The sequence below is a fragment of the Herbaspirillum sp. BH-1 genome, from assembly GCF_002870055.1.
Taxonomy (GTDB): Bacteria; Pseudomonadota; Gammaproteobacteria; order Burkholderiales; family Burkholderiaceae_D; genus Herbaspirillum; species Herbaspirillum frisingense.
Map to the genome: position 1 here is coordinate 90,731 of NZ_PKOI01000009.1, position 13,424 is coordinate 104,154.

12 protein-coding genes are annotated in these 13,424 nt (G+C 64.3%); 8 read left to right on the top strand and 4 right to left on the bottom strand.

The genetic code is table 11. The features are described 5' to 3' along the window. Positions 1-276: 276 nt before the first annotated feature. From HBH1_RS13975 to HBH1_RS13985, 3 genes are all read right to left on the bottom strand, one after another. Entirely contained in the window at positions 277-687 is a 411-nt protein-coding gene (locus HBH1_RS13975) for a GFA family protein (protein WP_233207614.1), read from the bottom strand. A gap of 22 nt (positions 688-709) precedes the next feature. Continuing rightward, positions 710-1,777: a saccharopine dehydrogenase family protein gene (locus HBH1_RS13980; RefSeq protein ID WP_102663251.1), complete on the bottom strand. Its 1,068-nt coding sequence runs from the start codon at positions 1,775-1,777 to the stop codon at positions 710-712. A gap of 167 nt (positions 1,778-1,944) precedes the next feature. After that, positions 1,945-2,409 carry an Lrp/AsnC family transcriptional regulator gene (locus HBH1_RS13985; protein ID WP_102663252.1) on the bottom strand — a complete coding sequence of 155 codons (465 nt, stop codon included), beginning with the start codon at positions 2,407-2,409 and terminating at the stop codon, positions 1,945-1,947. 210 nt (positions 2,410-2,619) lie between these two features. On the opposite strand from HBH1_RS13985, the gene HBH1_RS13990 reads away from it, so the two are divergent. The 4 genes from HBH1_RS13990 (at position 2,620) to HBH1_RS14005 (ending at position 7,252) form a co-directional block, all read left to right on the top strand. Beyond that, the gene (locus HBH1_RS13990; RefSeq protein WP_102663253.1) at positions 2,620-3,882 is read left to right on the top strand and encodes a D-amino acid dehydrogenase; all 1,263 of its coding nucleotides are present in this window, start codon (positions 2,620-2,622) and stop codon (positions 3,880-3,882) included. A 57-nt stretch (positions 3,883-3,939) separates the two neighbouring features. After that, positions 3,940-5,646 carry a thiamine pyrophosphate-binding protein gene (locus tag HBH1_RS13995; RefSeq protein ID WP_102663254.1) on the top strand — a complete coding sequence of 569 codons (1,707 nt, stop codon included), beginning with the start codon at positions 3,940-3,942 and terminating at the stop codon, positions 5,644-5,646. A gap of 56 nt (positions 5,647-5,702) precedes the next feature. Further along, complete coding sequence (locus tag HBH1_RS14000; protein ID WP_102663255.1) at positions 5,703-6,356, top strand: aspartate/glutamate racemase family protein; 654 nt, start codon at positions 5,703-5,705, stop codon at positions 6,354-6,356. 152 nt (positions 6,357-6,508) lie between these two features. Beyond that, a complete protein-coding gene (locus HBH1_RS14005) occupies positions 6,509-7,252 on the top strand; it encodes a CDP-diacylglycerol diphosphatase (protein ID WP_166758431.1) in 744 nt (247 codons plus the stop codon). 40 nt (positions 7,253-7,292) lie between these two features. Here HBH1_RS14005 and HBH1_RS14010 read toward each other — a convergent pair whose 3' ends face one another. Further along, positions 7,293-8,183, bottom strand: coding sequence for a LysR family transcriptional regulator (locus HBH1_RS14010; RefSeq protein ID WP_077235832.1), 891 nt, complete (start codon positions 8,181-8,183; stop codon positions 7,293-7,295). Positions 8,184-8,353: 170 nt separating this feature from the next. Here HBH1_RS14010 and HBH1_RS14015 point away from each other — a divergent pair, with 170 nt between their 5' ends. The 4 genes from HBH1_RS14015 to HBH1_RS14030 all read left to right on the top strand — a co-directional run bounded on the left by HBH1_RS14015 (position 8,354) and on the right by HBH1_RS14030 (position 13,417). After that, a complete protein-coding gene (locus HBH1_RS14015; protein ID WP_102663256.1) occupies positions 8,354-9,100 on the top strand; it encodes an SDR family oxidoreductase in 747 nt (248 codons plus the stop codon). A gap of 214 nt (positions 9,101-9,314) precedes the next feature. Further along, on the top strand, positions 9,315-10,571 hold the full coding sequence (locus HBH1_RS14020) for an Hsp70 family protein (RefSeq protein WP_102663311.1): 1,257 nt from the start codon (positions 9,315-9,317) through the stop codon (positions 10,569-10,571). 81 nt (positions 10,572-10,652) lie between these two features. After that, positions 10,653-11,501 (top strand): MurR/RpiR family transcriptional regulator, encoded by an 849-nt coding sequence (locus HBH1_RS14025; protein ID WP_039875801.1) that lies wholly within the window; start codon positions 10,653-10,655, stop codon positions 11,499-11,501. A gap of 467 nt (positions 11,502-11,968) precedes the next feature. Then, entirely contained in the window at positions 11,969-13,417 is a 1,449-nt protein-coding gene (locus HBH1_RS14030) for an MFS transporter (protein WP_077235829.1), read from the top strand. The last annotated feature ends 7 nt before the right edge of the window (positions 13,418-13,424 follow it).

Below are 13,424 nucleotides of genomic sequence, written 5' to 3' on the forward strand. Positions count from 1 at the left end.
CGCACTGCCGAAAGCATGCCGGACACCTTGTGAATGCCTTTGCCTCGCTGCTTTGTCCTCTCCACGCCAGCGATGCTGCACCGCCATCGGTCGCGCCTGCACCAAAGTGATGGAATCGCAGCGGAAGGGGAGGCTCCATGTCTTCTTCGTTATCGTTGTGGTCGTTGTCGCCGCAGCGTGTTTCGAAAATTTTCTAAATAATTATCTCGCGTCACGGAGGGCCCAGCACGCTGCATTGCAAACATGCGTCCCGGTACATCGCGGCGACAGGTGCATTCAGGGCACATCCAGCGACCACGCGCGGCCATCATGGTGGCGTACCGGTAGAGCGGCCAGCCAGAGGCAGGCGTCGTCCACGCAGCGCACGTTGACGTTGATCTGGGCTGGCGCCGAGCGCGGATGACAATGAGTAGGCGTGCCGCACAGACGGCAGAAGAAATGGGTGGCGCGCAGCGTACCGAAGCGGTATCGGGTCAGCATTGCTGCGCCTTCCACCAGGGTGAAGCGCTGCGCATCGACGCGGTGGTGCAGTGCCGCCTTGCGCAGGCAGTAGGAACAATTGCATTGGACCACCTCCTCGATATGCGAGAGGAAACGGAAACGCACCGCGCCACAGTGACAACTGGCGTGATGCATGCGCAGACCAGGCGGGGCGCCATGCGGCAGGATGGCATCGGAATCAGGCATGGCCACCACCCGGTCCCCGGACTCAGGCGTAGACCTGGCCGAAGCGATTGGCGAGGAAGTCCGGTAGTCCGATCGCCTCCTGGCTGATGAAGCCGCGCTGCGGCAGCTTGCCGTTGCGGAACAGGTCCACGGCCGTGCAGACGCCGGCGGCGGTGGTGCTCTGGATGGCGCTTTCGTAGTGACCTTCTTCGTGGATGGCGAAGATCTTGCGGGTGAACACTTCCTGCACGAACTTGTCGCCACGCATGCCGCTGACGGTAACGAATACCAGTACCACGTCCTGCATGGTGGTGGGTACGGCCTTGCGCAGGATGTTCTTGAGCAGTTCCTGGTCATGCTTGAGACCGAGGTCGCTGAGCAGGAACTTCATGCGCTGCTGGTGACCGGGATAGCGCACCGACTTGTAGTCGAGATTGCGGATGCGTCCGGCCAGGGTCTCGCACAAGGTACCCAGTCCGCCGGACGTGTTGAAGGCCTCGTATTCCACGCCGTCCAGCGAGAAATGCTCGATGTCGGCCAGCGGATCGACCGCGACCTTGGCACCGTCACGCAGGGCTTCGCAGGGATGGCAATACTCGTTGACCAGGCCATCGACACTCCAGGTCAGGTTGTATTTGAGTTCGTTGGTGGGATATTGCGGCAGCGCGCCCACGCGCATCTTGACGTCGTGTACTTCGTCGAAGGAGCCTGCCAGGTGATGTGCGGCAATGCCGATGAAGCCCGGTGCCAGTCCGCATTGCGGCATGAATGCCACTGCTGCGTCGGCGGCCAGTGCCGCGATGGCGCGGGTGGCCTGCACGTCCTCGGTCAGGTCGAAGTAATGCGTGCCGGTATTGCGGGCAGCGCCGGCGACCTTCACTGCCATGTGATAGGGCAGGGCATTGATGACGATGTCGGCCGGACGCAGCAACTGCTCCAGTGCCTGGGCATCGGAAGAATCGACGACGGCCTTTTCGATGTTGAGTGCCGAGACCGCCTTCAGGGCCTGGGCATCGCGGTCGGCGATGGTGACGTTGTAGTCGCCGCTCTCGGAGAGCAGACGTGCAATCGTTTGGCCGATGTGGCCGGAACCCAATAGGACCGTGCGCATGATGAAACTCCTGAATGAAGACACGAAAAGTTAGTCCTCATTCTAGGGAGCTTTGCAGACGGATTAAATTGCCAAATAGTCAGAAAGCAGTGTCAATCGCGGCATTATGTATCGAAATTTCGTCAATATGCTCCATGCGCCTGTCCTGCGGCCGCTCTGCGGGACCGTCAGGAGGTCCTGGGCGCATCGCCGCGATCGATCTTGCGTGCCAGTACCACCGAGGTGGTGGTCTTGATGACGCCATCCATCTCGCCGATCTCATCGAGGATGCGATCCAGCTGTTCCGGAGTGCTCACGCGCAGCCAGGCCACGTAGTCGAACTCGCCGCTGACCGCGCACAGCTGGTGGACTTCGGGCATGCGATTGAAACGCCGCACCACATCCTTCCCCGCCTTGGGCTGCAGTGTGATGCCGACATAGGCCTGCAGGCTCGGGTCAAGCACGTCGCGTCCCAGCTTGACGGTATAGCCGGAGATGATGCCGGCCTTCTCCAGTCGCTCCATGCGGGCGATGATGGTGGTGCGCGCCAGGTCCAACCTGCGGGCCAGGTCGGCCACTGGCGCGCGTGCATTCATCTGCAGTTCGGAAATGATCTGGCGGTCGATGTCGTCCAGCTGGTCCAGTCTGATCATGGATAGTGCTCCCTGATGCCTTGCGAAAAGAGAGGAAAAAGGCGCCGACACTGCAAAAAGACGAGGCGACGCGTCATTGCGTCAGTTTAGAACAGTATTTCGACGTTCTCGCCCTTTTTTGTGTCAGCGCGAAACCCTAGACTGCGCTCTGCATGTCGATGACCTGATCGGTTCATCCTTCTCTCCCATCCTTTTGCAGGTGAACCGCACATGAAAGTCGTCATCATCGGAGGTGGCATCATCGGCACCGCCACTGCCTACTGGCTGGCCCTGCAGCGGGCCGAGGTGATCCTCATCGAGCGCGAGCCCGACGTCGCCTGCCAGACCAGCGCCGGCAATGCCGGCGTGATCGCACCCGGTTATGTGACGCCGTGGGCGGCCCCGGGTATGCCGGCCAAGGTCCTGAAGTATCTCTTCAAGGCCACTTCGCCAGTGGTGTTCCGGCCCCGCATGAGCTTGCGCCAATGGCGCTGGATCGGCCAGTGGCTGGGCAACTGCGAGCTGGAGCGCTATCGCCGCAACAAGCTGCGCATGCAGCGCATCGCCTATTACAGCCGCGACTGCCTGCATGAATTCCTGGGACGGCATCCCTTCGACTACGGTCGCAGCCAGGGCTACCTGCAGTTGTTCCGCAGTCGCTTCGACGAGCAGATGGCCGCACCCGCGCTGGCCTTGTTGCAGGAGGCCGGCATTGCTCATCGGCAGCTGACCGCAGCCCAATGCCTGGCCGTCGAGCCCGGTCTGCGCCATGCGCGCGTGCAGGTCCGCTCCGGGCTTTATCTGCCCGATGACGAGGCTGGCGATTGCGCTGCCTTCGCGCGCCAGTTGCGCCGCCTGTGCGAAGAAATGGGCGTGCAGTTCCGCTTCGATACGGTGGTCAGCGACATAGCGGTCGAAGCAGGTCAGGTACGCGGGCTGCAACTGCACACTGGCGGCTTGCGCGAGCAGATCGACTGCGCGGCGCTGGTGGTGGCCGCCGGCGTGGACAGTCATGCGCTGCTGGCTCCGTTGGGTATCCGGGTGCCGCTGTATCCGGTCAAGGGCTATTCCGCCACCATCCCCATTCTCGATACCGAGGCCGCGCCGCGCGCGGCAGTCATGGACGAATCGTTCAAGACCGCCATGACCCGCATGGATGGCGTGGTGCGCGTGGCCGGTACCGCCGAACTGGGCGACGAGGGCCTGCAGCTGCGCCAGGCTTGCCTGCGTACGCTGCGCCAGGTGATGCAGGACTGGTTTCCCCGCGCAGGCGAGCTTGGTGCGGCGCGCTTCTGGGTCGGACGCCGCCCGATGACCCCGGATGGCCCACCCTTGCTGGGGCCTACGCCGATAGGCCGACTGTTCCTGAATCTGGGCCATGGCTCGACCGGCTGGGCGATGTCGCTCGGTTCCGGCCGGGTGGTGGCCGATCTGGTGACCGGCCGTACGCCGGCCATCGACATCGATGGCCTGACCCTGGCCCGCTATCGGTGAGCAGCACGGCCAAGGTCTCAATCGAACCCAACCGAACCCAACTGAAACGGAGAAAAAATGACTGGTGCAGACGTGCTCGTGCAACTGCTGGAAGACTATGGCGTGGAGCTCATCTTCGGCGTTCCCGGCGATACCAATGTGGCCTTCTACAAGGCCCTGAGCCGCTCCGGCAAGCTGCGCCACGTGATGGCGCGCGACGAACGCTCCGCCCTCTATATGGCCGACGCCTATGCCCGCTTCAGCGGCAAGCCGGGCGTGGCCGAATGTCCCAGCGGCGCTGGCGCGATGTACTCGTTGCCGGGCATGGCCGAGGCCAACAGTTCTTCCATCCCCCTGATCCTGCTGACCAGCGATATTCCGCTCAAGGGCGAGGGGCGCGGCATGATTACCGAACTGGACAACGCCAAGCTGTTCGAGCCGGTTTCCAAGCTCTCCTTCCAGGTCAAGACCACGGCCAAGATTCCGGAGGCGGTGCGACGCGCCTTCCGTACCGCCACCTCGGGCCGCCCGGGGACGGTGCACATGACCTTTCCGGAAGATATCCTGGCGCAGGATTCCGACAGTACCCCGGAAGAGATCTACGCCGAACCGGAGTGCCGCCATTTCCCTGCCTTCCCGGTGCGCCCCGATGCGGCCCTGGTGCGACAACTGGCCGGCCTGCTCAATGCGGCCCGGCGCCCGGTGCTGGTGGCCGGTGGCGGCGTGATGCACTCCAATGCCGGCGCGCAGTTGTTGGCGCTGGCCGAGAAGGCCAATGCCATCGTGGTGACCACCATCACCGGACAGGGCGCCGTCCCCGACGAGCACCCGCTGGCACTGGGTGTGATCGGCGACAACGGTTTCCATCCGCATGCGGCACGGGCGGTCGAGGAAAGTGACCTGCTGGTCTACCTGGGCTGCAAGATGGGATCGGTGGTCACCATCGGCTGGACCTTCCCCAGCAGCAAGCAGCCGCGCCAGCGTGTACAGGTCGACATCGATCCCGCCGTGCTGGGCAATACCGGCCGTAACGATCTCAATATCGCCGGTGATGTCCGTTCGGTACTGGAGGACCTGGCGCCGCTGGTGCTGGATCATGAACCACGTGCCTGGAACGGCGAACTCAACCGCGTACGCAGCCGCTTCTGGGAACAGGCACAGGCTGACCTCTGCAGCGACGCCCTGCCGCTGAAGCCACAGCGCGTGGTGCAGGAGCTGAACCGGCGCCTGCCGCCGCGTGCCGTGATGGTATCGGACGCCGGTACCCCGACGCCGCACATGACCCGCTATCTGCGCCTGCCGGGCGACGGTTCGCGGCTGGTGATCCCGCGTGCCTTCGGCGGCCTGGGCTATGCGATTCCTGCTGTGGTCGGTGCCTGGCTGGCGCGCCCCGATGTGCGACCTATCGGTCTGTTTGGCGATGGCTCCTTCTCGATGTCTTGCGGCGAACTGGAAACCCTGGCCCGTCTGAAGGTGCCCGCCATCCTGCTGCATTTCAACAATGGCTGCTTCGGCTGGATCAAGGCGCTGCAGAAACTGCACAACGATGCGCAGTATCTGTCGGTCGATTTCACCCGGCTGGACGTGGCACGCATCGCCGAGGGTTTCGGCCTGAAGGGATTGCGTGCCGGCTCGGGTGCCGAACTGGTGAGCGCGCTGGAAGAGGCCTTTGCCAGCGAGGGGCCGGTCCTCATCGACATTGTCTGCGAATCGATCGTCGATGAATGCCCGCCGGTCTATTCCTGGATCAAGGCCATGGGCCAGGACCCGCTGGCCGTCGGCTGAGCCGGCGCGGGATTGGTTAGAATGCCGGCACCCACTCACTTTTCCAGAGGCTCCGCATGCTCGGCATCGTCATGCTCGATACCGTCTTTCCGCGTCCGCTTGGCGATATCGGCAACCCGGCCACCTTTCCCTTTCCCACGCGGCTGCACAAGGTCAGCCGGGCCTCACCGCAGAAGGTGATCTTCGAGCGTGCCAGCGGCATGGTGGACGATTTCGTCCAGGCCGCCCGCGACCTGGAATCGCAAGGTTGCAAGGCCATCGTCACCAGCTGCGGCTTCCTGGCGCTGCACCAGCAGATCATCGCCGCTGCGGTGCAGGTTCCCTTCGCCAGCTCCAGCCTGTGCTGGCTGCCCACGCTGTACCTGGCATTCGGAGGCGCGCGTCATGTCGGCATCCTCACCGCCTCCAGTGCCAACCTGGGGCCGGCGCATCTGGCTGCGCTCGGCGGCAGCATGGATTCTCCGATTGCCGGCATGCCGGTTGATTCCGAATTCGCGCGCGTGATCGTGGGTAACCAGCCCCAGGGTGACATGCAACGCATCCACGCCGAGATGCTGGCGTTGGCCGATGATCTGGTGGCCACGCAGCCGCAGGTACGCGCCATCCTGCTGGAGTGCACCAACATGCCGCCGGTTGCGCAGGCCATTGCGCAGCGCACCGGCCGGCCGGTGTTCGACCTGGTGGGACTGGCCAGGCAGTTGATGGCCTAGACCGTCCATGCCGGCGATGGCAACCCGTGCCAAGTCCGCTCATCGAGCGGCGGCGCGGCCACTGTCATCATGCGGACACAGCGTGCCATTACCCTGCGCAACTTGCCGCCTGGTGCTCCTGCACACGCGGCGTCCCTGCCGAGGATGGTTTGATGCGAATGCCCACTTGCCCTCTCTTGATACCGATCTGGCTGCTGCTGTGCAGCCAGTCCGCCATCGCAGCCGCCGATCCCCACAAGCTGTGGGAAATCACCAGCCAGCAATGTGTGCCATCCATGCAGGAGCGGGGGCAGCCGCAGCCCTGCGCCATGGTGGACCTGCAACGCGGCTTCGTGATCCTGAAGGATCTGGTGGGTCCGGCCCAGTACCTGCTGATGCCGACCCGGCGCCTGACCGGTATCGAAAGTCCGGAACTGTTAAGGGAGGATGCGCCCCGCTACTGGGCCTATGCCTGGGAACAGCGCTGGCGCGTGGCGCAGAAGCTGGGGCGCCCGCTGGAAGATGAGCAATTGGGTGTGGAAATCAACTCCGCCGCCGCGCGTTCGCAATTGCACCTGCATCTGCACATGGACTGCATGCGACGCGACGTTGCCGCCAGCCTGGCCAGGCATCGTGACGATCCGTTGAAGCAGTGGCTACCCTGGCATTTCGAGGGCCATCGTTATTGGGTCATGCGCCTGCCTGCCGATGCCCTGCAGCAGGATGATCCCTTCCGGCTGGCCGCCGCCCGCAGCACCTATGCAGCCGCCAACATGGCCTCGCAGTCCTTGCTGCTGACCGGCGCGCGCCTGGCCGACGGCAGTGCCGGCTTCTTCCTGGTCAACATGCCGGCCAACTTCGACCTGCAGGAGCCGGGCAGCGCCGAAGTCCTGATGGACCACGACTGCCGCTGGTAGCGGCGCAGATCACTCCCCCAGCCCTCAGTTCCTCAGTTCCTCAGTCGGACAGCTCCTGTACCAGCGTATCGAACACCAGGCGCAGCCGTGGCGGCACCGGGCCGCGCTGCGGGCGGTACAGATAGGTATCCCAGGGTTCCGGTTCATGTTCCCCCAGCACCGGCACCAGGCGTCCGGCGGCGATGTCGTCATCGCACAGGAAGCCGGCAATCTGACCGATGGCCATGCCATCCCTGACCAGCAGGTATTCCGCTTCCGAGTCATCGCAGACGAAGCGCGCATGGTCGGCGTTCATCTGGCGATCCCCGGCAAACATCCATGGCCATAGCCGGCCGGTGTCGCGATCGAGAATGCCGGTACAGGGCAGGGCGGGCAGGTCTTCCAGCCTGGCGGGTGTACCGTGGCGGCGCAGGAAGCGCGGGGTGGCCACGACATGAAAGCGGGTCTTGCCCAGCCGGCGCACCACGAAGCGGTTGTCGCGCAACGCCCCCACGCGTATGCCGATGTCGATCTTTTCGCCGACCACGTCGGCGCGCTGGTCGGTCAGCCGCAGGTCGAAGCGCAGGCCGGGATGGGCGTTGGCCAGCCTTTCCACGATGGGCAACAGGCGACTGCGCCCCAGTGCCGAGGGCGCGGCCAGTCGCACCACGCCGCTCATGTCGTCCGGCGGGCTGGCGGGATCCGGGGCGAACAGGCCATCAAGCTGCTGCAGGCTGCTGCGGGCGCGTTCGGCCAGTTGTTCGCCGAAGCTGGTGATGCGCACCTGGCGGGTGTTGCGGTGGAACAGCATCTCGCCTTGCAGCCGCTCCAGCTCCTGGATCGCGCGGGTGACCGCCTGCGGCGAAATGCCGAGATGGATGGCGGCATCCTTGAAGCTGCCGGCGTCGGCGGCTGCGCAGAAGATACGCAGCATCTCCAGTCGGTTGAGCATGATGATTCCTTAAATTGGAATTCTGTAATCTTATCATTTCCATTGTTTGGCATAGTCGCCGTGACCATAATCCTTCCATCGATATGCAGCAACCACAGCATCCGCAGCACCGACAGCATCAGCAACACACATTGGCAGGCATTCACACTATCCATGGAAAGGGATTCATCATGAGCAACAACATCAAGAACAAGGTCCTCGTCATCACCGGCGCCAGCAGTGGATTGGGCGAAACCACGGCGCGCCATCTGGCCTCCCTGGGCGCACGGCTGGTGCTGGGTGCGCGTCGCACCGAGCGCCTGCAGAAATTGGTGGCCGATATCACCGCCGCTGGTGGCGAGGCCATTGCGGTGACCACCGACGTCGCCCGCCGCGCCGATGTGGAAGCGCTGGTGGCGCAGGGCGTGCAGCACTTCGGCCGCATCGATGTGCTGGTCAACAATGCCGGCATCATGCCGCTGGCACCGATGGCCAAGCTCAAGGTCGAGGAATGGGACCGCATGATCGACGTCAACATCAAGGGTGTGCTCTACGGCGTGGCCGCTGCACTGCCGCGTTTCTCCGCCCAGGGCTCGGGTCACATCATCAATGTGGCCTCGGTGGCCGGGATCAAGGTCTTCGCCGGTATGGGAACCGTGTATAGCGCCACCAAATTTGCCGTGCGTGCACTTTCCGAGGGCCTGCGTACCGAAGCACCGGAGGGCGTGCGCACCACCATCATTTCCCCGGGGGCGGTGGATTCCGAACTGAAGACGCATAGCAGCGACCAGGAAACCTCGGCCGCCGTGCAGGCCTGGTACGAAGCCAACCAGATTCCCGCCGATTCGGTGGCCCGTGCCATCGCCTATGCCATCGAGCAGCCGGAGAATGTGGACATCAGTGAAGTGGTGCTGCGTCCGGTGGCCCAGGAATTCTAAGTTTTCCACAGGCCTCAGGCGATCCGCTGCCATAGAAGGCGCCGGGACGGCAGACATGCCGCCCGGCGCTTTTTGTCGTTCTGACATTGTCGCCACGGCAAGGAAATGCGCACGGCATGTTGCTTGCTTCAAACGCTGCCGGACATCCGTGCAGACAAGCACGGTGCTTTTCTATATGATTGCCGGCCGAAAAAACAAGGAGTGATCGATGGCGATGGCGAACGCGTGCGGTGTGGATTTCGGCACCTCCAATTCCACCGTCGGCTGGCTGCGCCCGGATGCCGGGGATTCCCTGCTGCTGCCGCTGGAAGAAGGCCGTGCGACGCTGCCATCGGTCGTGTTCTTCAACGCCGACGAGAACAGCTTCAGCTATGGTCGCGCCGGACTGGGTGAATACCTGGCCGGCTATGAAGGCCGCCTGATGCGCTCGCTCAAGAGCCTGCTGGGCTCCGGTGCCATCGACGGCCAGACCGAGGTCGGCGGTCGGGCGCTGCCGTATCGCGGCCTGCTGTCGCAGTTCATCGGTGAATTGAAGCAGCGCGCCCAGCGTGCCGCCGGCGCCTCGTTCTCCAGCGTGGTGCTGGGGCGTCCGGTGCATTTCGTGGACGACGATGCGGCTGCCGACCAGCTGGCGCAGGATACGCTGGAAGAGATCGCGCGTGACGTCGGTTTCAAGGACATCGCCTTCCAGTTCGAACCGATTGCCGCCGCCTTCGACTACGAGTCGCGCATCGACCGGGAAGAGCTGGTCCTGATCGTCGACATCGGCGGCGGTACTTCCGACTTTTCGCTGGTGCGCCTGTCGCCGCAGCGGGCGCAGCGCAGCGAGCGCCGTGACGACATCCTGGCCAATGGCGGCGTGCACATCGGCGGCACCGACTTCGACAAGTATTTCAGCCTGGCCTGCGTCATGCCGCTGCTGGGCCTGGGCGGCCGCCTGCAGGGCAATGCCGAGATCCCCTCCAGCTATTACTTCAACCTGGCCACCTGGCACACCATCAACCAGCTCTACACCCGCAAGGCCTGGCAGCAATTGCAGGACGTGGGGCGCGAGGTGGCCGACCGCGAGCGCTTCTCCCGCCTGCTCGATGTGGTGGAGCAGCGCTGCGGCCACTGGCTGGCCCTGCAGGTGGAAGCCGGCAAGATCGCACTGTCCTCGGCGGAGCAGACCGTGCTGGACCTGGAGCGCCTGCGCAATCCAGAGCAGCTGCAATTGCAGCGCAGCGATTTCGATGCCGCCGTCGATCACCTGGTGCAGACGGTCGAGCAGACCGTGCTGGCGCTCTTGAAGCAGGCCGGCCTGCGTGCCGACGATATCGACAGCGTGTTCTTCACCGGTGGCTCCAGCGGCGTGCGCCTGCTGCGCGAACGCATCGCGGCACTGGCGCCCAAGGCGCGCCATGTGGAAGGTGACCTGTTCGGCAGCATCGGCAGTGGCCTGGCCATCGACGCGGCGCGCAAGTTTGGTTGAACTGCGGCCTTTCGTGTCGCGATAGCTGCTATACAATGCGGCGATCCTGATAGCACCGCAGCGGGCCCGGCCCGCGCCACCATGAGACCTTCTTCCGAATCCTTCGTGCGCCGGGTGCGCAGCAAGCTGGACGAGTTGTCGAGCACCGAGCGCCTGCTGGCGGACTTCCTGCTGGAATTCCCGGGTGAACTGGCCAGCTACGCCGGCAACGAGCTGGCGCAGCTGGCCGGCGTGTCGCCCTCCACGGTGAGCCGGTTCATCCGTCGTATCGGCTATGACAGCTACGAAGAGGCCCGCCGTCACGTGCGCGAGGAGCAGGAAGTCGGCTCGCCCCTGTTCCACGGCAGCAGTGCCGGTGCGGCACGCCAGGTGCGCTCGGTGACGGCGCACTTCCAGCAGTCGCAGGCCAATCTGGCAGCCACCTTCGAGCGCCTGTCCGACGCCACCATGGCCGAGATCGCCCGCGCCATCGTCGGCGCCCCGCAGGTGCTGATCTTCGGCAGCCGCAGCAGCCAGGCCTTTGCGCTGTACCTGCGCTGGCAGATCATCCAGGTGCTGCCGCGGGTGACGGTCATCCCCGGTCCCGGCGAGACCTTGGCCGAATACACCGCCGGCCTGTCCGAGCGCGATTGCGTCATCGTCTTCGGTACCCGTCGCCAGACCAGCCAGATGGACCGCCTGCTGCAGGCGGCCGTGCGCGCCGCTGCCCCTATCCTCTACATCAGCGACCATGCCTCGCCGGATTGCACCCAGGCCCGTTGGTCGCTGCAGGCCCAGTGTCGCGGTCCCGGCCCGCTGGACAACCATGTCGGCGTGATGGCCCTGTGCGACCTGCTGGCCACCCTGGTCATCGACGCCAGCGGTGCCGCCGGGCGCAAGCGGCTGGCGGCGGTGGAGCAGGAGCATGAGGAGCTGGGGGATTTCGAGTAATCCCCGGCTTGCCGGTTTGAAATAGTGATTTCAGGGAATCCACCGGCTTGACTCCCTGTTTTCATGCAGGTGGCGCACTGGTCCGGTGCGCGGTGACTGTCGCGCCGCCTGTCGCTGCCCCGGTGGGGCGCACCCGATGCCACCCCTGAAAGGGCCCCGCCAACGGGCGACCTGGCTTCGTCTCTCTTCCGACATCCCCACTCCCGGCGGCTTTGCCGGCTACGCCGATGTTCCTGAAAGCTGGATTTCATACATTCAGCATTGCTGGCATGCAGATTGCTAATAGCCTGGCGTGAATGAAATTTGAATTTCATAAAATACTATTTATTGAAATCAAACTTCCATTTGCGGGCATGCTGGACTACAGTATCCGAACGGTGACATGCAGTAGCCGTGGTTCCACAGCCTTGATTCGACCGCAGACCGAGCAGCATTCATTTGCCATCCCTACGCACGAGGAGCAGACCATGGCTGGACCCACACTTTCGTCGCCGGACATCCCGAATTCGCCGCGCGTAGCCGAGCTGGACGGCGCGCTGGACAAGATCGGCGTGACCCGTTCGCACCACACCATCATCTTCCTGATCCTGATTGGTTGCCTGTTCGACAGTTTCGAACAGAACGCCATCGGCCTGGTCGGTCCCCTGCTCAAGCAGCAGTGGGGGCTGTCCGCCACCGATATCGGCCTGCTCAATACCGTCACCTTCGCCAGCGCGGCCATCGGTCGCATCGTCTCCGGGCTGGTGGCGGACCGCTATGGCCGTCGTGTCATGCTGAGCCTGGATCTGCTGCTGTTCACGCTGGGTGCGGGCATCTGTGCGCTGGCACCGGACCTCACCGTCATGGCCATCGGCCGCGCCATCGTCGGCTTCGGCCTGGGTGGCGAGATCGCCATTGCGGTCACCATGCTGGCCGAGTTCTGCTCCAGCAAGTTCCGTGGTACGGCGGTGGGGCTGGTCAACGTCGGTGCCGGCGGCATGGGCAACTTCCTGGCGCCGGCCTTCGGCTTGCTGGTCTTCACCCTGTTCCCGGGCGAGAACAGCTGGCGCTGGCTGTTCTTCTGCCTGATGCTGCCGGCCCTGCTGGGTGCCTTCTACCGTCGTTACATCCCGGAGACCCCGCGCTTCCTGCTGTCGCGCCATAAGATCGCCGAGGCCAATCAGGTGCTGGCGCGCCTGGCCAGCGGCAAACTGTCCGGCCCGGCGCCGCAGGGCCAGGCCTGGATCAGCGATGATGGCAAGCGCGAGCAGGCGGCACCGGTGAAGGTACGCTCGATGGAAATCTTCCAGGGGGCGCTGGCCCGCCGCACGCTGCCACTGTGCATTGCCATCTGGATGACCTATGGCGCGCAGATCTCGGTGTTGACGCTCATGCCGACCATCCTGGTAAGCCTGGGTTACACCATGTCCAAGAGCCTGTTGTTTACCATGGTGATGCAGAGCGGCAGCCTGCTGGGCGCGATTGCGGCCTCGGCCTTCGGCTTCCACCTGCCGCGCAAGCGCGTGCTGACGGCGGGGGCCATCGGCGCCTGCCTGGCGGCGCTGACCATCGGCTTCCTGGCCAAGAACATCGTGCTGATCCTGGCGGCCGGTGCGGTATTCCAGTTCTTCGTGCTGTTGCTCAACACCACCATCTGGATCTTTGCGCCGGAACTCTATCCCACCCGGGTGCGCGCCTTCGGTACCGCCTTCATCCTGGCCACCGGCACCGCTGCCGGCGCCTTCATGCCGCTGGTGGCCGGACGCCTGTTCGACGCCTTCGGCCTGGCCGGCGTGTTCGGCATGATCGCGGCCATGTATGGCATCTTCACGCTGGCCGTGCGCACCGTTCCCGAAACCTATGGCAAGTCGCCCGATGCGCCGCTGCAGGACGACGCCCCCGAAGCGCCGGTGCAGGCGGTGGCGGCGCGTAGCTGATGCATTT

What these genes read in the sequence shown, in the direction of transcription:
- HBH1_RS14030 (WP_077235829.1), top strand. Translation starts at nt 11,969, where the DNA reads ATGGCTGGACCCACACTTTCGTCGCCGGACATCCCGAATTCGCCGCGC.
- HBH1_RS14010 (WP_077235832.1), bottom strand. Translation starts at nt 8,183, where the DNA reads ATGCTCAACCGACTGGAGATGCTGCGTATCTTCTGCGCAGCCGCCGAC.
- HBH1_RS14005 (WP_166758431.1), top strand. Translation starts at nt 6,509, where the DNA reads ATGCGAATGCCCACTTGCCCTCTCTTGATACCGATCTGGCTGCTGCTG.
- HBH1_RS13980 (WP_102663251.1), bottom strand. Translation starts at nt 1,777, where the DNA reads ATGCGCACGGTCCTATTGGGTTCCGGCCACATCGGCCAAACGATTGCA.
- HBH1_RS14015 (WP_102663256.1), top strand. Translation starts at nt 8,354, where the DNA reads ATGAGCAACAACATCAAGAACAAGGTCCTCGTCATCACCGGCGCCAGC.
- HBH1_RS13995 (WP_102663254.1), top strand. Translation starts at nt 3,940, where the DNA reads ATGACTGGTGCAGACGTGCTCGTGCAACTGCTGGAAGACTATGGCGTG.
- HBH1_RS14000 (WP_102663255.1), top strand. Translation starts at nt 5,703, where the DNA reads ATGCTCGGCATCGTCATGCTCGATACCGTCTTTCCGCGTCCGCTTGGC.
- HBH1_RS13990 (WP_102663253.1), top strand. Translation starts at nt 2,620, where the DNA reads ATGAAAGTCGTCATCATCGGAGGTGGCATCATCGGCACCGCCACTGCC.
- HBH1_RS14025 (WP_039875801.1), top strand. Translation starts at nt 10,653, where the DNA reads ATGAGACCTTCTTCCGAATCCTTCGTGCGCCGGGTGCGCAGCAAGCTG.
- HBH1_RS13975 (WP_233207614.1), bottom strand. Translation starts at nt 687, where the DNA reads ATGCCTGATTCCGATGCCATCCTGCCGCATGGCGCCCCGCCTGGTCTG.
- HBH1_RS13985 (WP_102663252.1), bottom strand. Translation starts at nt 2,409, where the DNA reads ATGATCAGACTGGACCAGCTGGACGACATCGACCGCCAGATCATTTCC.
- HBH1_RS14020 (WP_102663311.1), top strand. Translation starts at nt 9,315, where the DNA reads ATGGCGAACGCGTGCGGTGTGGATTTCGGCACCTCCAATTCCACCGTC.